The organism is Gallionella capsiferriformans ES-2, assembly GCF_000145255.1.
In the GTDB taxonomy this organism is placed as follows: Bacteria; Pseudomonadota; Gammaproteobacteria; order Burkholderiales; family Gallionellaceae; genus Gallionella; species Gallionella capsiferriformans.
Genome location: NC_014394.1, coordinates 1056778 through 1083022, shown reverse-complemented (window position 1 = coordinate 1083022; position 26245 = coordinate 1056778). Strand labels below are relative to the sequence as shown.

21 protein-coding genes are annotated in these 26245 nt (G+C 49.7%); all 21 read right to left on the bottom strand.

The window, feature by feature from the left end:
- Positions 1-24 precede the first annotated feature (24 nt).
- Complete coding sequence (locus GALF_RS16075) at positions 25-2862, bottom strand: methyl-accepting chemotaxis protein (protein WP_013292993.1); 2838 nt, start codon at positions 2860-2862, stop codon at positions 25-27.
- Between the two features lie 51 nt (positions 2863-2913).
- Complete coding sequence (locus tag GALF_RS05090) at positions 2914-3396, bottom strand: chemotaxis protein CheW (RefSeq protein ID WP_013292992.1); 483 nt, start codon at positions 3394-3396, stop codon at positions 2914-2916.
- Positions 3397-3461: 65 nt separating this feature from the next.
- On the bottom strand, positions 3462-5492 hold the full coding sequence (locus tag GALF_RS05085; RefSeq protein ID WP_013292991.1) for a chemotaxis protein CheW: 2031 nt from the start codon (positions 5490-5492) through the stop codon (positions 3462-3464).
- A 16-nt stretch (positions 5493-5508) separates the two neighbouring features.
- Positions 5509-5874, bottom strand: a complete 366-nt coding sequence (locus GALF_RS05080) for a response regulator (RefSeq protein ID WP_013292990.1) — start codon at positions 5872-5874, stop codon at positions 5509-5511.
- Positions 5875-5959: 85 nt separating this feature from the next.
- Positions 5960-7069 carry a methyl-accepting chemotaxis protein gene (locus GALF_RS05075; protein ID WP_190274099.1) on the bottom strand — a complete coding sequence of 370 codons (1110 nt, stop codon included), beginning with the start codon at positions 7067-7069 and terminating at the stop codon, positions 5960-5962.
- A gap of 144 nt (positions 7070-7213) precedes the next feature.
- Positions 7214-9064 (bottom strand): chemotaxis protein CheA, encoded by a 1851-nt coding sequence (locus tag GALF_RS05070; protein WP_013292988.1) that lies wholly within the window; start codon positions 9062-9064, stop codon positions 7214-7216.
- Positions 9065-9186: 122 nt separating this feature from the next.
- Positions 9187-9912 carry a protein phosphatase CheZ gene (gene cheZ, locus GALF_RS05065; protein WP_013292987.1) on the bottom strand — a complete coding sequence of 242 codons (726 nt, stop codon included), beginning with the start codon at positions 9910-9912 and terminating at the stop codon, positions 9187-9189.
- Positions 9913-9920: 8 nt separating this feature from the next.
- A complete protein-coding gene (gene cheY, locus GALF_RS05060; RefSeq protein WP_013292986.1) occupies positions 9921-10310 on the bottom strand; it encodes a chemotaxis response regulator CheY in 390 nt (129 codons plus the stop codon).
- A gap of 104 nt (positions 10311-10414) precedes the next feature.
- Positions 10415-11359 (bottom strand): chemotaxis protein, encoded by a 945-nt coding sequence (locus GALF_RS05055; RefSeq protein ID WP_013292985.1) that lies wholly within the window; start codon positions 11357-11359, stop codon positions 10415-10417.
- Between the two features lie 9 nt (positions 11360-11368).
- Positions 11369-12313: a chemotaxis protein gene (locus tag GALF_RS05050; RefSeq protein ID WP_013292984.1), complete on the bottom strand. Its 945-nt coding sequence runs from the start codon at positions 12311-12313 to the stop codon at positions 11369-11371.
- Between the two features lie 90 nt (positions 12314-12403).
- Positions 12404-14056 (bottom strand): methyl-accepting chemotaxis protein, encoded by a 1653-nt coding sequence (locus tag GALF_RS05045; RefSeq protein ID WP_013292983.1) that lies wholly within the window; start codon positions 14054-14056, stop codon positions 12404-12406.
- An 82-nt stretch (positions 14057-14138) separates the two neighbouring features.
- Entirely contained in the window at positions 14139-15761 is a 1623-nt protein-coding gene (locus GALF_RS05040) for a methyl-accepting chemotaxis protein (RefSeq protein ID WP_013292982.1), read from the bottom strand.
- Positions 15762-15777: 16 nt separating this feature from the next.
- Positions 15778-17856: a methyl-accepting chemotaxis protein gene (locus tag GALF_RS05035; RefSeq protein WP_013292981.1), complete on the bottom strand. Its 2079-nt coding sequence runs from the start codon at positions 17854-17856 to the stop codon at positions 15778-15780.
- Positions 17857-17930: 74 nt separating this feature from the next.
- Positions 17931-19556 (bottom strand): methyl-accepting chemotaxis protein, encoded by a 1626-nt coding sequence (locus tag GALF_RS05030; RefSeq protein ID WP_013292980.1) that lies wholly within the window; start codon positions 19554-19556, stop codon positions 17931-17933.
- 167 nt (positions 19557-19723) lie between these two features.
- Positions 19724-20710: a flagellar motor protein MotB gene (gene motB / locus GALF_RS05025; RefSeq protein ID WP_013292979.1), complete on the bottom strand. Its 987-nt coding sequence runs from the start codon at positions 20708-20710 to the stop codon at positions 19724-19726.
- A gap of 63 nt (positions 20711-20773) precedes the next feature.
- Positions 20774-21628 carry a flagellar motor stator protein MotA gene (gene motA / locus GALF_RS05020; protein ID WP_013292978.1) on the bottom strand — a complete coding sequence of 285 codons (855 nt, stop codon included), beginning with the start codon at positions 21626-21628 and terminating at the stop codon, positions 20774-20776.
- A 154-nt stretch (positions 21629-21782) separates the two neighbouring features.
- Positions 21783-22331, bottom strand: coding sequence for a flagellar transcriptional regulator FlhC (gene flhC, locus GALF_RS05015; RefSeq protein WP_013292977.1), 549 nt, complete (start codon positions 22329-22331; stop codon positions 21783-21785).
- A 10-nt stretch (positions 22332-22341) separates the two neighbouring features.
- A complete protein-coding gene (gene flhD, locus GALF_RS05010; protein WP_013292976.1) occupies positions 22342-22659 on the bottom strand; it encodes a flagellar transcriptional regulator FlhD in 318 nt (105 codons plus the stop codon).
- A gap of 322 nt (positions 22660-22981) precedes the next feature.
- Entirely contained in the window at positions 22982-24892 is a 1911-nt protein-coding gene (locus GALF_RS05005; protein WP_013292975.1) for a diguanylate cyclase, read from the bottom strand.
- Between the two features lie 564 nt (positions 24893-25456).
- A complete protein-coding gene (locus GALF_RS16190) occupies positions 25457-25630 on the bottom strand; it encodes a type II toxin-antitoxin system YafQ family toxin (RefSeq protein ID WP_150102655.1) in 174 nt (57 codons plus the stop codon).
- A 96-nt stretch (positions 25631-25726) separates the two neighbouring features.
- A complete protein-coding gene (locus GALF_RS05000) occupies positions 25727-25993 on the bottom strand; it encodes a type II toxin-antitoxin system RelB/DinJ family antitoxin (protein ID WP_013292974.1) in 267 nt (88 codons plus the stop codon).
- Positions 25994-26245: the final 252 nt, after the last annotated feature.

The window sequence follows — 26245 nt, the reverse complement described above, 5'->3', positions numbered from 1 at the left end:
TCCCTCTCTCCTCAATCCTGTTTCTTAAAACTCTTGCCAGTCACCGTCCTCAGTATCGGGCATTTTAACCGGACGTGAACGGCTGGCTGCAGTCGTTTTTTGTGCGGAGGGTCGAGGTTCAGGCAACCTGCGTACTGGCGCAGCAACTTTTGCACGCGCACTCAGCACAATCGGCTTGGTCTGTCCTGACAATTTGAAAGTACTCATCAAGGCGGCCAATTCCTGCGCCTGCTCTTCGAGCGACTCTGCTGCCGCCGCCTGCTCTACCAGTGCCGCATTTTGCTGCGTCACATCATCCATTTGCGTGATCGCGGTATTGACTTGCTCAATCCCCTGACTTTGCTCACTCGATGCCGCGGTAATCTCGGCCATGATGTCTGTCACGCGTTTAACCGAGTTGACAACTTCATCCATCGTTTTGCCGGCTTCGTCTACCAAACGTGTCCCCGCGCCTACCTTCTCGACCGAGTCGCTGATTAATTCCTTAATTTCCTTAGCCGCCGCAGCACTGCGCTGCGCCAGATTGCGCACTTCGGACGCCACCACGGCAAAGCCACGTCCCTGCTCACCCGCACGCGCGGCTTCCACGGCCGCATTGAGCGCGAGAATATTGGTCTGGAACGCGATACCATCGATTACACTGATAATATCGACGATCTTCTTCGAGCTCTCGCTGATCGAGGACATGGTACCCACAACCTGCCCAACCACACGCCCACCCTTAACGGCAATGTCCGAAGCTGACAGCGCCAGCTGATTTGCCTGCTTAGCATTTTCAGCATTTTGTTTAACGGTCGAGGTCAACTCTTCCATGCTGGCGGCTGTCTCTTCAAGACTGGATGCCTGCTCTTCGGTACGCTGCGACAAATCCGTGTTGCCACTGGCAATTTCTTTGGACGCCGTTCTAATGGTATCTGCCGATTCAATCACGCGACTAATCAGTTGCGTCAACTGGGAAACCGTTGCATTAGAATCGTCTTTGAGCTGACCAAACGTACCGTAGTACTCATTAGTAATTGATTCCGTCAAATCGCCCCGCGACAACGCATTCAATATGCGCACCACTTCATCGAGCCCCACTGAACTGGTTTGCATCAAGCCGTTGATGCTCTGTCCAACTTGCAGGAAAAATCCCTCCTTGCCATCCAGTATGATGCGCTGCGTAAAGTCGCCCTGATTTGCAGCTTCAATGATATTTTCAATTTCATTTTCGACCGCCACTTCGATGGTGCGATCGATCCACTCGGCCACCACGCCCAGACGCTCCCCTGTTTCAGTGATCACAGGATTAGCGGTCACAACCAGTGAGTGACCCGCTATCAGCACTGGCGTAGTATATGAAGCCTGCAAACGCGCCAGCATGCCCGCCTGATGGGCCGGATTTTTATGGAAAGTATCGATATTGGTACCGACCAGACTGGCGACGCTAAAACCCGGCAACTGTTTGCGGATATCCGCTTCCGCATCATTCAGCATTTTAACCACGGCCTTGTTAACATAAATGATGTTTCTGTCGTTGTCGGCGATCATGCAACCTGTGCTGACGTTGTCCAGCGCAATCTTAATGCGTAGATTTTCATCGGCAATGCGTTTAGCTTCTGCCACATCAAAGCCCATGCGGGTGGCCAGCGCGCGATAGGCCAAAAACACTGCATTGATTTCATCGCGCCGCGGGTGACTATCGACATGCTGATTCGATTCGCCGTGTGCGGCACGTTCGATCTGTTCGGCCACCCGACGGATGCGCGGCACCACGTTGCGGAACAACATAATGCCGAAGATCACGACCAGCGTCATTCCAATGATGAACACAAACGACATAAAATTGGAGGTTATGCGAAACTCTTCCTTCGACTTAACGACATCCTTTTCCATTGAGACATTCTGATGATTGATGATTTCAGTCGCACGGCCGTTGGCAATTGTAAACAGAGGACCGAGCGTTTTAACCATCATGACATTGGCATCTGCATACTTACCCTCCATGAGCAAGGCGATTTCAGGCTTGATCCCTTCACTGACGAAGGCCCCCTGCTCTTTGCTAAAAGCCTCAGCCAGCTCGGTCCCCTTTGTGCTGTGCGGCGTTGAGTTGTAGTCTTTCCAGATCGCATTGATTTCGTCCGAATGAACTGCAATAGCATCCAGATGTTTAGTAATCGGATGGTCGTGCAGCTTGCTCTCCGGCAGACGTGGATCGTGCATCCCGGCTAGTTGCAACTGACGCATGTTCTCGCTCATCAGCGCATCTATGCGTGAAATTTGCGTCGCGGATTTAACTTTGTGATTGACCACATAGTCGAACTTCTCGTTCTCCATTTTCAGCTCGTAGTAGCCTAACCCGGAGATACCACCCAACAACACCGCGACCACTGCGATTGTCATAATGATCTGCTGCTTAACGCTGATATGCCTGAGTCCTTGTAGCAATCCATTAATTCCGGCGTTAGGATTTTTTCCGGCTTTTAACAACGCATAGGTTTTGACGGCGTCGTTAATTTGTTCCTGAGCGGGTTTACGGCGTACCGAAACATACCCCGTCACCTGACCATTTTCACTTATCGGCGTCACATTCGCATCGACCCAGTAATAGTCGCCGTTCTTGCAGCGATTTTTGACGATTCCGTTCCAGCTCGTACCGCTTTTAACCGTCTTCCACAAATCGGCAAAGGCCTCAACCGGCATGTCCGGGTGGCGTACGAGGTTGTGAGATTGACCGAGCAATTCCGATTCTGCAAAACCGCTGATCTCGACAAAATCCTTATTGGCATAGGTGATGATGCCCTTCAGATCCGTCTTAGTGACGATCATCGAGCCTTCCATCATCTGCTTCTCGTTGTTGGTAACCGGGGTATTGATACGCATTTTTTCTCCTCTTTGCGCTATTTTTAGTTTTTATATTTATAAAAAATCAACTTATGCCAGCACTTCATCAACCAGCGCCATTTCCTGACCCAACATCAACTGCTCGATATCAACCAGAATCAGCATACGCTCATCAACCGTACCCAATCCCAAGATATAACGGGTATCGAGCTTGGCTGACAGTTCAGGCACAGCCCGGATTTGATCGGCTTTGAGCGTCAGTACATCAGAGACGCTATCAACGACAATCCCTACCACACGCGTGCCAAGATTCAGAATGATGACCACGGTAAAAGCATCATAAGTCACATCCGGCAAGCCGAATTTGATACGCAAATCAACAATCGGCACAATAATGCCGCGCAAGTTGATCACCCCCTTGATAAATTCAGGCATATTGGCGATGCCGGTCACCGCATCGTAACCGCGTATCTCCTGCACCTTGAGTATATCGATACCGTATTCCTCCTGACCCAGAATAAAAGTCAGGAATTCATTATTGGACATACCGGATGCTACATTATCATTTGCCATACTCACCTCACCCTTTACTGATTTCAAGCCAGATGACAGCCTGACTTGGTAATGTAATACAGACCTTAGCCCTCTAGCTTATTTTGCCTGGACGGCGCAAGGCAGATCACCGACACATCGAGAATCAAGGCAACTTTACCGTCGCCCATAATCGTCGCACCGGAAATGCCGGGCAATTTACGGAAATTAGACTCCAGACTCTTGATCACCACCTGATGCTGACCGATCAATTCATCCACCAGTAACGCGACCTTTTTACCGTCCGATTCGACGATGACAACAATGCGCGAATCAATGGTGTCATTGCGCGGCAATTTAAACAGCTCGTGTAACGCTACGACCGGCAAGTATTCGCCGCGCACGTGAACCAGATGTCCACCGCCACTGACCGTCCGTAAATCGCTATCCGCCATTTGTAGCGACTCGATAATATAGGCTAGAGGAATAATATAAGTCTGCTCTCCCACAGCCACTGACAAGCCGTCGAGTATCGCCAGCGTCAATGGCAGGCGTATCGAGATACGCGAACCCATACCCTCGACCGAATCGATATCGACCCGACCGCCCATTGCGGCAATATTGCGCTTGACTACATCCATGCCAACACCGCGGCCCGATACATCGCTCACTACATCTGCGGTCGAAAATCCCGCTTCGAAAATCAACATCCACACTTCCGAGTCCGTCATGTCATCACGCAGCGCCATGCCGCGTTCGCGCGCCTTGGAAAGTATCTTGCTGCGGTTTAACCCCCCACCATCATCTGAGACATCGATCACAATATTGCCGCCCTGATGCGACGCTTTTAGCGTGATGGTGCCTTTAGCAGGCTTGCCCTTACTGGTACGAACGTCAGGCGACTCGATACCGTGATCCAGACTGTTACGCACCAGATGCGTGAGCGGATCGGCAATTTTTTCGATCAGTCCTTTATCAAGCTCAGTTCCTTCACCCAGCGTCTTCAACTCAACCTGCTTGCCCAATTTTGCGGCCAGATCGCGTACCACGCGAGGAAAACGACTGAACACAAAAGAAATCGGCAGCATGCGCACCGACATGATCACTTCCTGTAAATCACGAGTATTGCGCTCCAACTGGTGCAAACCGGCTTGCAGTTTTTCAGATAGCGCACCATCAATACCAGCGGCAGATTCAGCCAGCATGGCCTGAGTAATCACCAATTCGCCCACTAAGTTAATCAGCTGATCCACCTTCTCGACATTGACGCGAATGGAGGTATCACCAGACGCGCTGGCAGCGGCCTTATCACTGGCTTTGCGGACAACAACGGATTCAGCGGGTACCGCCGGTTTAGAGTCAACAACCGGCAGAATTTTCTTGAAGAAGCCATAGCCCTGCTGCGCTTCCTGCTGGGACTGTTGAGGCGTAGACGGGAACTGCGTTGGCTCGTCCACAAACATACCGTAACCCTGCGCAGCCTCCTGTGCGACAGCGACATCTGCCATGGCTAATTCAGCAGCACCCGACAGTACGGCCTCTTCATCAAAAAAACCGTACCCGGCATCCACTGCGGGGTTCACCGGCTCTTCATCAAAAAAGCCATAGCCCGCTTCCGCCACTGGCTCATCGGTAAAGAAACCATAGGAGTCGTCTTGGCTTGCTAACGGGGTGGGCGGCGGGACGTCATCGAAAAATCCTGAATCGGAACTGTCTTCAACCGGACTCACCGTTTGTGCGGCATGCGGCATATCCGCTGTCAGGTTTGCCAGCTTTTCGCAAACCGCGGTGACACGGCTTTGATCGACAACGCCGTCCCCGCGATGGGCATCCAGCTGCATATGTATGACATCACCCGCATCTAGAAATACATTGACCATTTCGTCAGTCAGCTTCATTTCCTGTTTGCGCAGGCGATCAAGCAAATTTTCCAGAATGTGGGTGACCTGCGTCATGTCATCGAAGCCAAAGGTTCCGCTACCCCCCTTAATCGAATGTGCGGAACGAAAAATGGCATTCAACTCATCCAGACTCGGATCCGATACGTCCAGACCTAGCAGCAACGACTCCATGGTAGCCAGATGTTCTGCGGCTTCCTCGAAAAATACCTGATAAAACTGAGTAATATCAATGCTCACGGAGTGCTTTCAGAAATTAGCCGATAACTTTTTTGACCACTTCCAGCAACTTCTGCGGATCAAATGGTTTGACGATCCAGCCCGTCGCGCCCGCCGCTTTACCCTGCGCCTTCATTGCATCGCCCGATTCAGTGGTTAGCATCAAAATGGGCACACTGCGATAACTCGGCATGGCGCGCAACGATTTGATCAAAGTCAATCCATCCATGCGCGGCATATTCTGATCGGTCAATACTAAATCTACCGTTTTCTGTTTTGCCTTATCCAAGCCATCCTGACCGTCGACCGCTTCGATGACGGTATACCCGGCACTTTTCAAGGTAAATGAAACCATCTGACGAATGGAGCCAGAATCGTCGACACTAAGAACCGTTTTTGCCATGTTACCTCTCCAAAAAATTAAATTTACTGCGCAAACAACTTCTGATGCGGTTATTACGAGGGGGCGCTATACAACGGACAGCGAATTAAAATAATTCAATTTCATCGCTTACCATTTTATCCTGACGTACCGGATTGCGTGAGCTTACTTGCCCCGCCTTAGCAAACAATTCTGAAATTCTTTGAGTGGCCTGTTCAAGCTCGTCTGGGGTCACCCGCACACCGGACTGCTCACGTTTGGCCATTTCTTCTATCTGCTGCCAGACTTCCTGCATCGTATCCAGCCGAAGTCGAGAATGGCCCAGCAGCTGACCGGCAATATCCTGAAACTGAAGCGAGGTTACCGCTGAACCTACCACGGTATCAACCCGACCGGAAATTTCGTTCTGCTTGATAATCACCTCGGACATTTTATGGTTCAACTGCTGCACATACGTGAGACTGTTATCCAGTTTATTTTTCGATTCAAGCGCAAAACCCATATCGAGAGAAGCCATACGGCTGATATACACTTCAGTTTCTTCAACTGCTTGATGTACATTTTTAATATTGCCGCGGATCTGATTGCTAAAATGTGCCGCACGATCCGACAACTTGCGCACTTCATCCGCCACCACCGCAAAACCGCGTCCGGATTCACCCGCACGGGCCGCCTCAATCGCCGCATTCAAAGATAACAAGTTCGTCTGCTTTGAAATCGCATCGATTTCACCCAGCACGTCGAGTATCCCCTTGATCTGCTCGCCCACAGCCTCCATTTTTTCAATCAGCTCTACACCGGCCTTGCTGTTGCTGATGATACTGCCCACCAGCATTTTCAATGTTTCCGCCGTCTCATTCAACTGATCAGCCATCGCCGAATCCCGACTACTATCAGTTCCTGCCGTCACCGCACGGCCAATTTCCCGCTGTTCCTCGATCAATTGATGCATACCCGAAAAGCTCGACATCAACTTTTCGATCGCATCTCCGATCAAATTTTGCACCTGATACAGATCTTGATTCGCGCCGTTAAATTGTGCTGAGAACTGTGCGTGGGTATTTAACAGCAGTCCATCGACAGCCATATTGCCAATCGAGACTGATTCGGTGCAGACAACTTGCTGAACGCTGTCGCGACGCTGAAAAATAAACAGCGATACTAGCGCCGCCAGCGTAATCACACCGTGCAGCAGCAATGTCCAATTCCCTGACATAAAAAAAACTGTCGCTGAATGTAATAGCGCAGCAATAACGACAATGACAATAACAACCGGCATCTCACAAACCCCCAGTGAAAGTCAAATAGCGGGTGAGCACTTACAACAGGCTCACCACTGAAGACTTACTATTTACTACATTTAATTTCCGCGCACATCACTGAGCAACTCTTTGATATCTAAAATCAGCACGATATCACCTTCGCTGGACATCGTCACACCGGCGACCCCTTTGGGACGGAAGGTATCAAGCGACTTGATCACCACATCATCGTGACCCGCGAACCCGTCAGCAGATAAAATGAAGCTGCTACTGCCAAACTGCATCAACACACCGACTTCCGGTTCGCGGTCCGACGCATCCCAGCCAATCAACTGCGCCAGCGGCAACACCGGCAACACTTCGCCACGCACGACCATGGTGGCGCGTCCTGAAATTTTTTGCAATTGACCCGGTGTCACCGACAAAATCTCGCGCACCATAGACAACGGCACAGCAAATGACTGATCACCCAGACGCAGTATCAACACCGGCAGGATAGCCAGTGTCAACGGTAATGAAATGGTGAATACGCTCCCCTTGCCGGGTATCGAATCGATATTGATCGAACCGTTAAGCTTCTGAATGTTAGTTTTCACCACATCCATACCGACACCGCGCCCGGATACGCTGGAAATCTCATCCTTGGTCGAAAATCCTGGCAGGAAGATCAGTTCCAGACATTGATTTTCATCTAGCGTATTGGCCACCTCGTTGGTCAGCAGTCCCTTTTCGATCGCCTTGTTGCGGATGACTTCTGGACGCATACCACGACCATCATCCGCAATCGTGATCAAAATATGATCGCCCTCATGACGCGCACTCAGTTCGACCTGACTTAATTCCGGCTTGCCGGCGGCAATACGGCCTTCGATGGTTTCCACCCCGTGATCTACCGCATTGCGCACCAGATGGACCAGCGGATCGTTCAAATCTTCGATCATCGTCTTGTCCATTTCGGTGTCCTCACCGGTCAGTACCAGTTCGACATCCTTGCCCAGCGAACGAGCCAAATCACGCGCCAGACGCGGATATTTTTTGAATAAACGCCCGATAGGCTGCATACGCGTTTTCATTACTGCGTTTTGCAAATTGACCACCAGCATATCCAGTTGCGTAACCGACTGATCCAATTCACGCAGCGTATCGACATCATGGCGTCCCTGCAAAATATCCGATCGCAGGTGATTCAAACGGTTCTTAGTCAGGCCGATTTCACCTGACAAATTCAACACCTGATCGAGACGCTCAGTATCAACGCGTATGGTGGTTTCCTTCGCCTCCTTTACCATCACATCACCATCGCGGCGGCCCACCGTTGCACCCGGCACATCATTGGTACGACGGCCAAACGCCTTGCGGGTCGATTCCTCTTCCGAAATCGCCTCAGCAATTTTTACCTCATCGCGCGTCACACCCACCGTCGCAACAATATCAGTTCCCGTCAAGGCCGTGTAGAGCGCGTTCCAGTCTACATTGGACGCAGGCTGAGCCGGTGCAAACATATCCGATGAAGGTGCCGTTGCAACCGGCGGTGCATTGACTTCGGCCATGACAGAGCGTCCTTCAAGTGCAGCCTTGAGATTTTCAAGAATATGCCCGGGCGCTCCCTGCGGCTGCTGACTCTGTTGTAGGGCACCGAACATTTTTTTGACTTCCGCGGTCGCAGCGAAAATAACATCCATCAGTTCTGCGCTCAGGGTCAATTCGCGATTTCGCAGCTTGTCGAACAAATTTTCGGTCAGGTGACACAACGTCACAAGTTCGGTGGCGTTAAGAAAACCCGCCCCGCCCTTAATGGTGTGAAATCCCCTAAAAACCTCGTTGAGCAGATTGCTGTCGTTAGGTCGCTTTTCCAGCTCCATCAGTTTGCTATCTACATCGGAGAGCATTTCGCCCGCTTCAAGCAAAAAATCGCTCAACAGTTCTTCCATGCCTGCAAAATCGTTCATGTTACTTCTCCTATGGGGAGTGGTGAGTGGTGAGCAGGAAAATAGTTAGCTACTTTCCGGTGCGGCATCGATGCGCCACTGACTACTGAGGCACGACGTGCCGTTCTACTTACCAGAATTAATTAAAAGCCCAAACTCTCTAATAAATCATCCACTTGATCTTGACTGGTAACAACGTTAGTACGCAAATGCGGATTGATGACCGGACCATTCAATAAGCCTGCATCATATTCGGCCTTAACCGCTGCCGGTGCATTCTCCAGCAGCAACGCCAGCAGTTGCTGCTCCATACTCTGCGTGAGCTCAATAATTTTTTTGATCACCTGACCGGTCAAATCTTGAAAGTCCTGCGCCATCATGATTTCCATCAGATAGGCGTTAGTTAACTTAGTCTGCTTAGGCACGTTTTCTAAAAATGCCTGAGTTTCCATTACCAGGGCTTTGAATTGATCAACATTCAATTGCTTATTAAACAACATCTGCCACTGCCCGCCTAACCGATGCGCCTCCAGCTCCATATTCTGCACCAGTGGTTGCGCAGCTTCCGTTGCGTTCAATACGCGCTCGGCAGCCTGCTGCGTCAACGTAGCAACATAATTTAAGCGATCTCGCGCATCAGGAATTGAAGAAGTCGCTTTTTCAATTTCCTTGTTTAACCCTAGCTCGCGCAGGGTATCGTGCAATGTCCGCGTCATCTGCCCTAACTGATTGAGCACATTACCCGAAGCGACCACTCCCTTTTCAGAAGTAACTGGAACGAACGGCTCTTCAAGCGCATTTGCTGCAACGATGCTGTCAAACAGCGATTCTAAATCGTCACATTCATCGACTGCATTTTGGGTGGCCATATCAGCTCTCACTTATTCATATTTTGAAATATTTTTTTCAACTTTTCATCCAGCGTGGCAGCCGTAAACGGCTTAACTACATAACCGGACGCCCCCGCCTGAGCCGCTTCGATAATATTTTCGCGCTTGGCTTCCGCCGTAACCATCAAGACCGGCAAATGTTTGAGTTTGGCATCCGCACGAATCTCACGCAACAACTCAATCCCCGTCATATTGGGCATATTCCAGTCAGACACCACAAAATCGTAGGTCTCAGCGCGTAATTTCTTTAATGCCTCAACACCGTCTTCAGCCTCCTGAACATTGACGAAGCCCAACTCTTTGAGCAAATTTCTGACGATGCGGCGCATCGTAGAAAAATCGTCTACCACCAAAAACCGCGTACTTTCAATTCCCATGAAAACCTCCTAAATACAGGATTAAGGACTCAAGATTGAGGTGCAATAATCGAGAAAAATCTCTGACCTGCTTTTAGCTCAATCTACGATCCTCGATCCTCGACCTAAGTCAACAACGGTCTGAGCGTTGAAGACAAAACCATTGAATCAAATTTAGACACATAATAATCAACCCCCACCCGTTTTCCCATTGCGCGATTGGCATCCGATGACAAGGATGAGTGCATCACGACCGGGATGCCGTCGAATCGGTGATCAGATTTAATATTCTGGGTTAAGACATAGCCATCCATTTCAGGCATTTCCGCATCAGTGAGGATCACCTGCATCTGATCGCGCAGCGGAGTCCCCGAACTGTAAGCCGCATCAGCCATGGTTTTAAGCCTTTCCCACGCTTCACGACCGCTATTAGCCTGAATATGCTTGACCCCCATCTTATCGAGCACTTCGGCGATCTTGCGGCGTGCGACCATCGAATCGTCAGCGAAGAAAACGCACAAATCATGCCCCGAATCGATAGGCTCAACATTGCCCACAATCGCCTCACCAAAGGCATTAGCCAGAATCTGTTCGACATCAAGCAAGGACACCAGCGAACCGTCAGGCAACTCTGTGATTGCGGTGATCAAGGCACCTTTATCAGACAGCATGCCCTCGGCTGCACGCACCTTGTCCCAGTCAACCCGAATAATCCGGTCTACGCCTTCGACCAGAAACCCCAAGATATGCGTATTGTACTCAGCCACCATCATCGTCTGATGCTTAGTTGCCGGTGACATCCCCATAAATTCAGCCAAGTTCAGCACCGGCATCACATGCCCGCGCAAGGATACAATGCCATCGACTCCGCGCGGCATATTAGGTGTACGGGTAATTTTTCCCGCCTGACTAACTTCCTTTACCTTAAATACATTGATGCCAAATTTCTCATCGCTGCCGAGACTAAACAACAGGATTTCCATCTTGTTGGTCCCGGCCAAATTAGTTCTGGCATCGACACTATCGAGCAAACCATCTTCGCTGCTCATCATTTCATCTGAATATGACATATGTCTCTCCTAGGCCAGCAATCTCGCCAGCGCTTGTGCCAGTTTTTGCGGTTCAAACTTCGGAATATATTCGTCTACCCCAACGGTCTTTCCCAACTGCTGGTTAGACGAACTGGACAACGAGGAATGCATCAATACCGGAATACCGATAAAGCGCTTATCTTCCTTGATTTTTCGCGTCAGCATATAGCCGTCCATTTCAGGCATTTCAACATCGGTCAGAATCACCTGAATGAAGTCTTTCAACGGTGTATTGTTGCTTTCGGCATAGGTTGCCATTTTAGACAGTTCCATCCAAGCCTGACGACCGTTGATGGATGATATGTACTTAACCCCCATCGCGTCGAGCGTACGTGCGATTTGATTGCGCGCAACAGACGAATCATCCGCAAAAAACACGGTGCGATTTTCACGCCCCAAAGGTTTGACGGCATTGAAAATCATCTCATCAGTCCCGAAATGTCCCGTTTCCGCCAGTACTTTCTCAACGTCTATCATCATCACCAAACGCTTATCCTTGAGTTCAGTAATAGCCGTGACAAGTCCGCCGAGCTCCGCGACCAGCATCGCTGGTGGCACACGCATGGCCGACCAGTCCAGACGCAAAATATTGTCAACGCCCTTAACCAGAAAGCCTTGCGTATGGCCATTGTATTCGGTCACGATCATGATTTCAGGTTTGGTTTCAGTCACAAGACCAATATACTTAGCCAAATCGATCACCGGCACCAGTGCGCCGCGCAAACTCACCATCCCCTCAACCGAGGGAGGCATTTCAGGCGCGCGGGTGATAGGAGGAATCCGCATCACTTCGCGCACCTTGAAGACGTTGATACCAAATGTTTCTTCCCGGTCAGTGCGTAAATCACGGCCCAGCGAAAACATCAGAATCTCGAGTTTATTGGTTCCCGCCAGCTTAGTTCTGGCATCAATGTTTTTGAGCAACTCAGACATTTAATTCTCCTATTGGGACAGAGGATTGAAGATTCAGGATAAGCTAACAACAGCCCAGCGGTTTCCTCAACACTGCCTCCTTATTCCTTGTTAAACTTTGAACCTGTTCACCGCACTTTGTAATTCTCTGGCCAATTGTTCCAGTCGTACAATTTCATGCGTATTCGATTCCACCGCCGCATAGTTTTCTTCTGACATCTGCGCAATCCTTTCCACGTTCCGGGCGATCTCTGAACTGGCGATACTTTGCTCATTGACCGAAGCGGCAATATCACTCACCCCGTGACTGGATTGCTCCACCAGTACACCGGCTTCTGTCAGCACCGAGGAAACCCGTTCGACCTGCTCCTGCGTTGCCAGTAACGAGCGCAATCCGCTTTGTACCGTTGCTTCAACTTGCGTTGATTTTTGATTCAATGAGTTCGTCACACGATCAATTTCGTTAGCCGATTGCGCCGATTTTTCAGCCAATTTACGCACCTCATCCGCAACGACAGCAAATCCACGCCCCTGCTCACCTGCTCGCGCGGCTTCGATCGCCGCATTTAACGCCAGCAAATTAGTCTGATCGGCGATATCCTTAACTTGCTGCGTCATGCCGGCAATCGCACGCGTGCTATCGACAAACTCGGATACTGAACCTGCAATCAGTTTAACCGCATTCTGAACACGCTCGATCTCACTGATCATCCCAGTGATATTCTGGTTGCCCAGTTGGGTTTGCTGCAAACTTTTTTCAGAAAGCTTGCGGACATCATCTGTATTGCTAGCGACCGAACTGATACTCACGGTAATTTGCTCCACTGCTGCCGCCGTTGATGCGGCAGCCTCAGTTTGCGCCTGCGAGCCCTGGGATATTTGCAGCGAAGCCGCAGACAAATTGGCTGCTGTGCTGGATACTGTTCCTGCACTGCTGCCTACCTGACGAATAATCATAGAAAACCCGTCGATCAAGCCGTTATAAGCCAGTGCCGCCTGCGCAACCTCGTCCGTGCCGTAAACGGTGACACGACGCGACAAATCGCCATCTGACGCGGTGCGACTCATTTGATCGCGCATATTGCCGGTAGAGCGCGACACCCCGGAAATAATCGAATATCCCAGACCGCCCGCCGTCAGCAGCATAAAAAGCACACCGCCTATCAACAGCATTTCATAAGTGTGTGCAGCAGACATTGCCGCTTGAAAGTCGGCATTGGCAGCATGATTCTCACGGTCGGCAATGGCATGCCCCTTAACCAGCGCTGCGTCCAGCAGCGGATGAACCTTTTTCGACAGAATTACCCCTGCCTCATTGTACTGGCCGTCCTTGACAGCCTGCACCCCGGGTTGCAAACCCTCATTAGCAACACCGGCACGCGCCGCTTTCAATTCTTCCAGAGCTCGTTTGCCTTCTTCGCTATGGGTATTCCGTTCCATATCGGAGAAATACTCTTCGATTTTAGTATTATTTTCAGTAATCGCATCGAGATGGCGACTCACGGGATGATCATGCAATTTGGAGGCCGGATTAGCCGGGTCGTGCTGCATCGCCCGCATCAAGTGAGCCCGGTTATCCGCCATTGCATACATCAGTTTATTCACTGAACGAATCAAGTGGATGCGTCTAACTGCGATGTCTTCCGTCGCAGTTTGCAAATTAGACATGCCAATATAGGCAAACGCAGCGACGACCACCGAGATCACCATAATTACACTGACCAGCATCGTTAACCGTGCTTTGATCGTCATATTGTTCAACATTGAATATCCTAACTATAGTATGTGAGAAATTGACAGCAACCAGTTGAAAACATCACAACTTGCGACTCCCGATTCGCCGTTATTAAACCCGGAATCTGCTTACTGCTTCCTGCAACGTTTTAGCCAACTGCGCCAAGCGCAATATCTCCTGCGTATTGAGCTCAACAGCGGTGTGATTTTCTTCTGACATTTGGGCAATCTTCTCGACATTTCGCGCAATTTCACTGCTGGCCTGACTTTGTTCATTGACCGATGAAGCAATATCGCTCACACCCTGACTGGACTGCTCAACCGATTCACGCGCTTCAGTTAACACGACAGAGACATGCTCCACATGCTCCTGCGTCACCTGCAATGACCGTAAACCGGTCTGCACAGTTGACTCAACATCACACGACTTTTGATTCAATGAATTCGTTACACGGTCGATTTCATTAGCCGACTGTGCCGATTTTTCCGCCAATTTTCTAACCTCGTCTGCGACAACAGCAAACCCCCTGCCCTGTTCACCCGCGCGTGCAGCTTCAATCGCCGCATTCAGTGCAAGTAAATTGGTCTGATCCGCAATATCTTTAACCTGCTGGGTCATTCCGGCAATTGAACGGGTACTCTCGACAAACTCCTTAACTGAATCCGCAATCAGTTTTACGGCATCCTGTATGCGTTCAATTTCTCCGATCAATTCGGTTACGCTTTGATTACCTTGTCGCGTCTGGGTTAAGCTAATTTCAGCCAGACGCCGCACGTCGTCGGTGTTAGCCGCGACAGAACTGATGCTCGCCGTAATTTCTTCAACGGCAGCGGCTGTCGTCGTTGCAGACTCTGTCTGACTCCGTGAACTCTGTGAAATTCGCACTGAGGAGGCGGACAAATTTTCTACTGAGCCGGATACGGTTCTGGCGCTCGCATTCACCTGACTGATGATCGATGCAAAGCCATCAATCAACGTATTAAATGCAACTGCAGCCACCCCCACCTCATCCCGACCATATACGCGAGCACGCGTAGTCAGATCGCCATTTTGCGACATTTTCACCATAACCCCTTGCAATTCGCCTACTGAGCGATTAACGCCGCGTATGATCGAACTGCCCAAAATCCCGCCTGACAACGCGCCTAACACAATCAGAAAAATTGACAGCATGCGCACTGTTTTATAGGTGCTGTCGGTTTCCTTATACAATTTTTCAGCTTCATGCTCCTGCAATAAAATCAGCGCATCCAGCGCATCCTTCATCGGCACATACAAAGTACGAATATGTTGTACCTGAATTTGCTTAATCAGTTCGACATTATTGGCTTGCATTGCGGCAACAGCAGGCTTCAAGCCTTCATTTACAAAGGCCTCACGGGCTTCGTTAAATTTGCTTGCCAGCAATTTTTCCTCATCCGTCATTGAAGTTGCGCTATAGGCACTCCACTGCTTCGCAATGGCAATACGATTCTCTTCAATTTCCTTGATGTATTCGGCCATATGTTCCGGCTGAATAACGCCATTAGCAACCGCAATACGATTTCTGAGATTTTTGCGCGCGATATCGTTGATCTGCGCGATCGGCAGCAATCGGTCGTCATACACCGACTTCAGTGCGTTATTCGCATGTGAAGAAGCATACAAACCGACGCCGCCAATAACTACTGACAACATCAACAAACAGGCCAACAAAAAAACCAAGCGGCTGCTAATTTTTATATCATTCAACATAATATCCTCTGGCGAGTCATAATTTAAGTGCACACTTTGTCAACGGATAACCCGCCCGGCTCAATTCACCAGCCGACTTTGACAATTCTCGCGACGCGATGCCGGCATCCTCCACCGACTGCACATTACTGTTAACCAGGCTGGCAATCTGCTCGAGACTTTGCGCAGCACCTTCTCCCGCAGTAGATTGTTCTTCCGATGCGGTGGCGATATGTTCAACACATTGAGCTACGTTGACTGCCGCCACCATAATCTCCTTTAAGCCATCCCCGTTTTTACGAATCAGAGAAATACCTGTCTCGACTTCGCCGACCGCACTTTGCATCGAATGGATCGCCGCATTGGAAATTTCTGTAATTTCATTGATTGTGGTGGAGATATCACGCGTACTGGTCGCCGTGCGCTCAGCCAGCTTGCGCACTTCATCCGCGACAACAGCAAACCCACGCCCCTGTTCTCCCGCGCGTGCCGCCTCGATTGCCGCATTCAAAGCCAGCAAATTCGTCTGCTCGGCAATCTCCTTGATCACATTGGTAATGCTGCCAATCTTTTGAATTGAAGCGCCAAGATCAGCGATCGTCTGACTCGACATTTCTACTGTACTGGCGACTTTACCCGTCGCTGAAATACTCAGCTCCATATTACAGTTATTTTCCTCAACGATGCTTTGCATATCGCGTGCATCCTTGAGTGAATCGGCTGCCATCCGCGCAACATCTGCAACGGAGCGGCTAAATTCCGCCATGGTCACCGAAATAGCCTGCAGATGCTCCTGCTCGGCCAGCGCATTTTGCGCAACACCGGCAACGCGTCCGTCGAGATCCTTAATACACCCCTGAATATAGGCAACCGGCGTGACAATTTCGTCCACCATGGTGCGCAAATAACACTGCATCGACTGAATTTCGCACAGCAACCTGCCCATTTCATCTTGAGTAGTCACATCGAGTTCAGTATCGAGGTTACCCTCCATGATGTTGCGAAATTCTCGGTCGACATCAGACAGCGGTCTGCGTATGAATTTATCGACGCAAAAACCGATGAAAAAATACAAGAACAGCTGCAACAGCAACTGCCCGATCACCATATGCAGCTCCATCTTCTCGATGCGCGCAAAATCCGGCGTGAGATCAATGACAAGATCTGAGGCACCCACAACCGCATTTTCCGGCACGCTGTGGCAGGAGGTACAATCAGTGCCATGAAAATCACGACTGGCCAGATAAGGCGTCACCACTCGCAAAACCGGATTACCTGCGGCATCATCTGAAATTAACACCTGCTGTTTTTTGCTCTCCATCACTTGCCGCGGCAGATCGTCTTTGGCTTGCTCTCCCGGCAAACCGGCACCGAACTGCTCCGAGACCTGCTGCGTGCGTAACACTTGCGCTGATTTAACATTTCCAGATGAGGTCACCTTTTTGATCAGCAGATTGCGGTTAGCCACATCGCCTATCTGTCCAGTCACCATCAGCATGTTGGAACTGTCGATGATCTGATTCGCGATCAGCTCGCCCTTTTCTGTTGCACCCGCCAAAGCATCTTCTTTTAATGAGCCTGTGACGTACAACTGCGCAAAGGTCAATATCACCAGGAGCGGGATTTGAATCGCCGTTTGCAGCTTGCCCTTCATCGACCAGTTTTTAACTTTAAGTCGCTCATACTTGGAGACGACCTGCGCGCCCGTCTGCTTCAACTTCCCGTACATCGCCTCTGCTTCAGCGATCTGTGCCCGTGTGGGTGCTTTACGCACCGAGACATAACCGATAATTTTGTCGCCCTCAATGACAGGCGCTATGGTTGCCCTCACCCAGTAATGATCGCCATTTTTGCAACGGTTTTTGACCATACCGCGCCAAGGGCGCTCAGCTTTGAGTGTATCCCAAAGCCATTTAAATGTCTGAGGCGGCATATCGGGGTGTCGCACAACATTGTGGCTCTTGCCAAGCAACTCGGCTCGCGTAAAACCTGACACCTCAACGAATGCATCATTTGTATAAGTAATGATGCCGCGGGTGTCCGTTTTAGTGATCAACACCGTGCTGGACGGGAAAGTGATCTCCTTTTGCGTTACCTGTGCGTCCTTGTTTTGCATGACCGCTACCTATCTATAAATAACTGCGAATTACTGACTCTAGTCCAAAGCAGCACAACGATTCATACGCTCAATCAGACCTTGAATCGGCCAACAGTTTTTGAAAGATTCTCAGAAATCAGTTCCATCTTTGCCGTTTCCTCTACCGAACGCTTGATGACCTGATTACTATTATTGGTCATATGAGCAATCCGTTCCACATTACGGGCAATTTCTTCGCTGGCATCGCGCTGCTGATTAATTGAACCAACAATTTCTTCAAGCCCGGCATTAACGCCATCTACTGAGTCGCTGGAAGCGTTGAGCACCCCGGTGACTTCATTAATGTGCGTCTTACTGCTCTGCAAAGCCCCGATGCCGCGCTGTATCGTTTTATCAACCTGAACAGACTGCGTGCCTATGGTTTGCGTGACCTCGTCAATCTGAGACGCGGATAACGCCGATTTTTCAGCCAACTTGCGAACTTCATCGGCTACGACGGCAAATCCGCGCCCCTGCTCACCAGCACGCGCAGCTTCAATGGCCGCATTGAGCGCAAGTAAATTAGTCTGTTCAGCAATATCGCGCACCTGTTGCGTCATATTAGTGATGCTTTGCGTATTGCTGACAAAGGCACTGACAGAACTCGCAATTTCATTGACGGCACGCTCGACCAGCTCAAGTTCTACCATCATATCCTGCAAGCTGCGTTGCCCCTGATGTGCCCGCTGTGCGCTTTCCTCGGATAGTCGCGCAACTTGACCGGCACTCTCAGCTACCCGGTTGATACTGACACTCACCTGACTCACGGAAGTTGAAGTGCTAGCCGCAGCATCCGTCTGCTGTTGTAATCCCTGAGCAATTTCAGTGGCATTTTCCGCCAGTCGATGAGCGGAGCTCACAACCTGCCCTGCGTGTCCTTCAACCTGAGAAACAATCACCTGAAAACTTTGTGCAAGATCATTGAATGCCTGAGCTGTTTTACCGATTTCGTCCTGACTGCGAACCGTAGCGCGTCTGGACAGATCACCGCTGCTCTGCATAGCTTGCATCGTCAGTTGCAACTCACGAGCAGGCCGCGTCATGAAACCGATCAGCCAACCGATCACGAAATACAAAAAAATCTGTACAACAAGTTGCACAGACCACATGGCAAGATTTGCCTTTTTAATCAAGCTAAACTCATCAGACAAATCCAGTGTGATACTCGCAGCCCCGTTCACGGTCCCCTCTGGCACATTGTGACACATCAGGCAATTGGTTCCGCGAAATGAGGATTGGGCAATAAAAGGAACCACGACGCGCAAGGATTGCTTATCCCCATGCTCGGAGAGTTTGGTCTGAATTTTTGCGCTGTCGAGCGCGGCATGATCCATCGCATCGACGGGTTGCTCGGAGGGCAGCCCCGGACCGAACTGATCCTGAACCGGCTTATTGCGAATCACGCGTAACTCATCTACCCGATCCGAAGCACCCATTTTCTGAACATACAATGCACGTTGCTCCGAATTACTGATAATGCCGTTGATCATCAACATATTCAGCCCGTTCAGCACACCATCAGCCGAGACCAGCGCTTTGGACCTGGCCTCCTCCAGCACATTATCTTCAAACTTGTCGAGCGCAACGCGTTGCGCGACCAGCATGACGACCAGCAAAATAAGTTGTATTGGAAGTTGTAACTTATTCTTTAAGGAGAGACCGCTCCACCATGTATTCATTTTTTTGCTCCCCTGATCGTAATTTTTAATGGTATTAGCACTGTAACGGCAATGAATAAAACTTCTTTAGACAAACAGAGAAAATAAACCCTACCAATTCACACGTTTAAAGCTCTCGCAAACACAATATACAACGGGATAATCTCATTCAACATCCCGCTCAACGCTTAATGTCCGGGGCGCACAGCCGGTAAGACCGGCAGAGACTGCACGCCATCTTTGATGGTTTCTTGAATATTCTTGTCATCAAGCTCTGCATCAACCCCGACAGTCCCACCGTCATGCGTCGCGGCCTCCTCAGCTTTTTTATTCATAATAATCAAACTAATACGCCGATTAGTCGGGCTCAAAGGGTCTTCTTTTTTGAACAGGACAGCGGATGACAGACCAACGACGCGCACGATTTTTTCATCCGCCATGCCGCCTGCAATCAGCTCGCGACGAGAGGCATTGGCACGGTCGGCAGATAACTCCCAGTTGCTATAACCTATTCCTCCGCCGCCATATACAGATGCATCTGTATGACCGGAAATGCTGACTTTATTAGGAACATCATTTAACGTCTGACCGATTGCATGCAAGATTTCCCGGGTGTACGGCTCAAGTTGCGCACGTCCGCTCTGGAACATCGGGCGATTTTTTTCATCAACAATTTGAATACGCAAGCCTTCACTGGTGATATCGAGCAAAATCTGGCTCTTGAACTGCTTTAGTTTTTCGCTGTTGTCGATGGCCTTTTCAATACTTTCCTTCAACTCCTTGAGCTTGGTCATCTCTTTTTCACGTTCGGCACGCAAATATTCCTGCTGAGATTCCTTAACATTGATAATTCGTTTATCGGATGCCACATCACCCGCCTTAACCTGCCCCGTGGTCCGGGTCAGATCCTTACCTCCGCCCTTAATGATACTGGAACTGTCACCACTACCCGAGCCACCTGCCAACGCCACCTTGAGCGGCGTCTTGAAATACTGCGAAATCCCTGCCAAATCACCTTTAGCTGTCGAGCCCAACAACCACATCAACAGGAAAAACGCCATCATCGCGGTCACAAAGTCGGCATAAGCAATCTTCCACGCCCCACCGTGGTGCCCCGCGGCCACCTTCTTGATACGCTTGATAACGATCGGTCGTTTATTTTTATCTTCAGCCATGTCTTTTTGTCGCGAGTAGTTAGTCGTGAGTAGCTGCTAGCTACTACCTGCCACTCACTGCCTTTAGCGTTTTTGTTTTACGTGCTCTTCGAGCTCAGTAAAGTTAGGCCTGTCGCCAGAGCTTAACGCCTTACGACCGAACTCGACGGCCATAGCCGGCGCATACCCGTTAAGGTTAGCCAGCAAGGTCACCTTGATCGTCTGAAAAATTTTCCCGCCCTCTTCGGCTTTTTGCTCAAGCAAACTAGCCAGCGGACCGACAAAACCGTAGGCTAACAAAATACCCAAAAATGTTCCGACCAGCGCATGCGCAATCAACATACCCAGTTCGGCTGGCGGCATACCTACCGATTCCATGGTATGCACCACACCCATGACGGCTGCGACAATACCGAAGGCCGGCATACCATCAGCGAGTTTTGCGATTACGTGCGAGGAAACCAGCGCCTCGTGATGGTGCGTTTCCAACTCGACGTCCATCAGATTTTCAATCTCCATCGCATTGAGATTACCGCTCACCATGATGCGAAGATAATCAGTGATAAATTCCACCACATGATGGTCAGAGAGAATTTTGGGATATTTGGAGAATACAGGACTTTCTTCAGGTTTTTCGACATCGCCTTCGATCGACATCAAGCCTTCCTTGCGCACTTTGGTCAGCAATTCGTACATCAAAGCCATCAATTCCATGTAAGTGTCTTTGGAATATTTGGAGCCTTTAAATAGCGAGGGTAAATCCTTAACAGTCGCTTTAATGGCGGTCATATTATTACCGACACAGAATGCGCCCATCGCTCCGCCAAAAATCATCAGCAATTCCAAAGGCTGCCACAATGCACCAAGGTGACCGCCAGCCATCGCAAACCCACCGAACACCGAACCACAAACAACCACATAGCCTACGATAACTAACATGCAGCACTCCTAAGTATTATTTCTGCCTCTGCATTCTAAAACAAATCCGCCAAACGAGTGATGGCAGATTGCACTATGCGCTTATTTTTTTTAGTTTTACGGGTAGCGCGCGACCAGAGTATGCTTAGTCGGCCTGAAAAAACAAAGGAAATTGCTATTCTGCATGCCCGGCTAGCAAGCGAGCTTTAGCATTGGTCTTCCCGGCGCGTGCCGGAGGATGGCAAATTCCGCACACATAATTATTGTGCAGTTCATTGGTATGAGTGACAAACTTCCCAGAACACTCGCGACAGGTAATCAACTGCATCATCCCTGCTTTAAAAAAACGCACTAAAAACCAGGCGCGCGTAATGCTTAAAACAACCTCGCCGCCTTCAATGCCCTGAACCTGATCGAGATATAGACGGTATGCCGAAATCAACGCATGCACACCATCGACACCCGCGTTTTTAATCATAAACTGGTAGATTCCCATGAACAGGGATGAATGGATATTGGGTTGCCAGCTGATAAACCAATCGGTAGAGTACGGCAGCATCCCTTTGGATGGTGACTCGCCCCTGACCTCTTTGTAGAGTTTGAGCAAGCGCTCACGGCTTAAGCTGGTTTCTTCCTGCAGCACTTGCAAACGAGCACCCAACACAATCAGATCGGTTGCGATTTTGATCTGCTGCGCCTCACCCAATACTGTTTTGATTGCCACAGGCTAGTGTCTATACGGTTTCTTCAACGGATTGCGATGACATCAAAATAGCCGCGTGCATTTGCGCCATCATCCGGCTCTTGCTGTAATCGGTCACCATATTCAACAAAGTGTTTTCGTCGAAGCGAAAACTGCACAGAAGCATGTTGCAACTTGCCATCTTTATAATCTGCGCAGGGGTCAGACCACCGATCAGGTCCACCAGCTCCTGACTTAGGCCCAGACGAAAAATTGCAGCGGGCTTGTCTTCTTTGACCATTTGCTGAACCAGCATCAGATAAGTCAAATTGATGTCGCGAATCCCTTCTTGCAATTGCATGGTGTCCATGATCCCCCCTCGTGCTTGATTCAATAAACGCTAACCTAGTTATTTAACAACTGCGGGTAACGCCATGAAAATAAACGTCCAATTCAGACACGCGTATTCTGCGCGAACAGCGAAAAAAAATCAAATAGGAAATCGACTGAATTTAATGTAAGAATTTCGCTTACACAGCAAAAAACTCCAGACCGATTGGACTGGAGTTTAATTGCAGAATGCCGTTTGCGGGGGGTCAAAGTGGCACTCTTGATCCATTATCGGCATTAAAAGTATAAACTTTAGCCGTTTTATTAGGATATTTTTTATATTTAAAAAATATCCAGCTAAACTATTTCAAGCAAACCGTCCGGTTTCTTCCCGCCTGTTTAGCGGCATACAAACACTTATCAGCGCCAACGAGCAACGCCTCGACCTTGTCCATTTCAGGCTTACTGACGGCGATACCAATACTGATCGTCAGCCTCAGCTCCGCAGCAACGCCAGCGACCTTCATCGTCGCGACCTGCAAACGCAAACGTTCCGCACATTGAAATGCCGCATCAACATCCGTATCGGGGCAAATCACTAAAAATTCCTCGCCGCCAAAACGACATACAAAATCCTGTGCCCGTGCCGCCGCACGCAGCGCTTGCGCAATGCCTGACAAAGCAGCGTCTCCTGCCGGATGACCGTATTTATCATTGATCGCCTTGAAATGATCCACATCAAGCACCATGCAGGCGAATGAACGTTGGCTGCGCCGCATGCTAGACCACTCCTGCTCCAAGCGATCCATCGCTGCGCGGCGATTAGGTAATCCTGTCAACACATCGGTAAGCGCCAATTGTTGCAACCTGTGATTCGCTGCGGTCAATTCATTGGCGAGTCGCTGCAATTGCTCGCGATCATCAGCGAGTTCGGCCTGCATTTGTATCACCCGATGCGCGGCACGCAGACGCGCTAAGAATATCTTTGGTGAAATAGGTTTGAGCAAATAGTCATCGGCTCCGGCCTCAAACGCCTGAATCAAGCGTTCCGGACTTTCCTGCGCGGTCAGGATAACCGTATAAATATTGCGCCAGGCATCGCTTTCACGCAATTTACGGCACAAACTCAGCCCATCCATTTCAGGCATCATCCAGTCACTGACAATCAGCTGAGGTACCTGCTGCCGGATCATCCGCAACGCCTCAAGCCCATTCGCAGCTAACGCCACGGTATGACCGGCAGATTTCAACATCGCATCAAGCAGCTTGAGTGTAGCAGGATCATCCTCTACCACCAGTACCCGCAACGTCTGAATGACCGGCACATTTCCAGCCGCGACAGCCTCCTCTTCACCTGCCGACTGCAGCAACTGAGAAAAAGGCGGGATATTCAAATTATTATTCATGCCCAGCAAAACTGACCATTCCAGCCAGTCACGCACACACGCATCACCGATTTCAATTAAATCATTAAGTTCAATCGACAGGTGCTTCGCCTGCTGCCTGATTTTGACCAACAACTGACTGCTAACCGATGAATTTGCCATAAACAAATCAGCGATCAGCGTCGAGAAATGCATCAGATGCAACAAGCGCCACTCACGAGTAGCCGCCAGCAGCTGGGTATCTTCCGGCTGATCGCAGTGCCTCACCAGCATCTGGAATATTTTTGGGAAATTCATGTCGGCGAGTATTGCTTCGCTCAATTGGGCTTCATTGAAGCCAAATTTTTCCATCTGCCCCGCAAGCTTTGACGAGAATACCTGCCCCTTACCGGCGAAGAGCAACGCGCCATACTCTTCCGTAAACACAGTCGCCAGCGCCAACTGACCGATATGACAGAACAACCCCGCCACAAAAATCTCATCGACCGAGGCTAATCGAGTGTGCTGCGCCAGATGCTTGGCTGCAATGCCTGTCAGCAGCGAATGCGTCCAAAAATGAGGGTAATCAAATTGCTTACAAGGTCCGTGGCGATAATCAACAATCAAGGCGATGCCCAGCACCAACTGGCGTAAACCACGCGCACCCAGCACCATCACCGCATCAGATATTGTCACCACAGGTCGCGAGGAGTTAGCAAGCAACACATTAGCCGCCTTAATGACGCGGACACTCAATGCCGGATCGGCACCAATCAAATGCGCGATTTCCTGATTCGATGCATCTGCCTGCTGCGTTAGCTTAATTACCTGTAGCGCAATGCCCTTGGGCGTTGGCAACCGTCCGCTGATTTTTAGCTGGGTAAATTTTGGATCGTCGACGAGGTTCATAAAAAACACAACATTAGTTTGAGTACAAAACCACTGACACAAGCAGCCCGCATAGTTTATGCCTAAACCACGCTGACAGGAATAGCTTACCTCTCACTTTTTCAAGACTGTAACACGCTGACCACCACCTACGAAAAGATCATAAGTGAAATATCAGAGCCTCCTCGTTAATCATCGCTACTAACGGCTCGACAAAAAAGGGGGCTCGCAACCCGATACGCCGCGCCGAAACGATGACTCCACTGACTGCCGAGCCTCAAGTCATAGCGCCCCTGCTGCAACCGCCTACCGTAAAAGCCCCATGAATTGCCTGCAAGGTTTAACAGCCGATAACCCGACAATGCCAGAGAAAAAAAGCCCCGCGCTGACAGGGCTTTTTGATGTACTCGTCGCGGCCAGCCATTGCCAGCCGCTAAATCATTCCCACTCAATTGTAAACAACACATCCATCGCCTTGATTATATTATATATTTTATGAATAAAAATTAACAATGCCATCACTGATACCATAATTAGAAAATATTGTTCTACATTGTCATAAGATACAGAAACAAAATAGTTGAATCAACCGAATAGCTCGCTATGTGAGCCAAAATGCGCCAACCGCAAAGTGTCTAAATCTGGTTTGAGGTAGATTAACAGAATATCTGGCTTGACATGACACTCTCTATATCCGGTCCAATCACCGCTCAACGCGTGATCACGATTATTATCTGGCAAAGGTTGATCGACAAGCAGAAATTCAAGATCTCCGGCAACAACGACCCCACGTCTTTATTATGTTGTGGAGTTGCCATCACACGTTTGTAATCACGTTTGAAGGCAGTTGAACGATCAAACGTCCGCATTCAAATCAGCCATCAGTACATCAACGCTGTCGAAACGTTTTCCCTTGCCTGATTCAAGCTCGACAATAGCCTTACGGGTAGTCGCGTTCGGCACTTTTACATCAAATGGCAAACGACGCTCATCGGCGACACGCAGCATCAGCAAGCGAATAGCATCCGATATTGACAGACCCATTGCTGCCAGTGCGTCAGTGGCCCGTTCTTTAGTAACCTTATCGATGCGAGCACGAACATAGGTATCGGCAATACTCATGGCGGCGCTCCTGCAATCTGGATTTATAGGCGGCGTTTAATTCTAGTCGCAACGGAACTGCACATCAAGCTCGTTTGACCTCCTACTTCCCGCCACCATTCCGCGCCATGATCGCATCAAATTCACACCGCACTAGCCGCAACCTCGTAGCTCCTGCCCGCGAGTATCCAACGCAAAGACCGCAATCCAACTCCGATTGCCAAATAGAGCACCCTCTCAATTAAGTAATTTTCTTGGTGCAGGCAATTACGA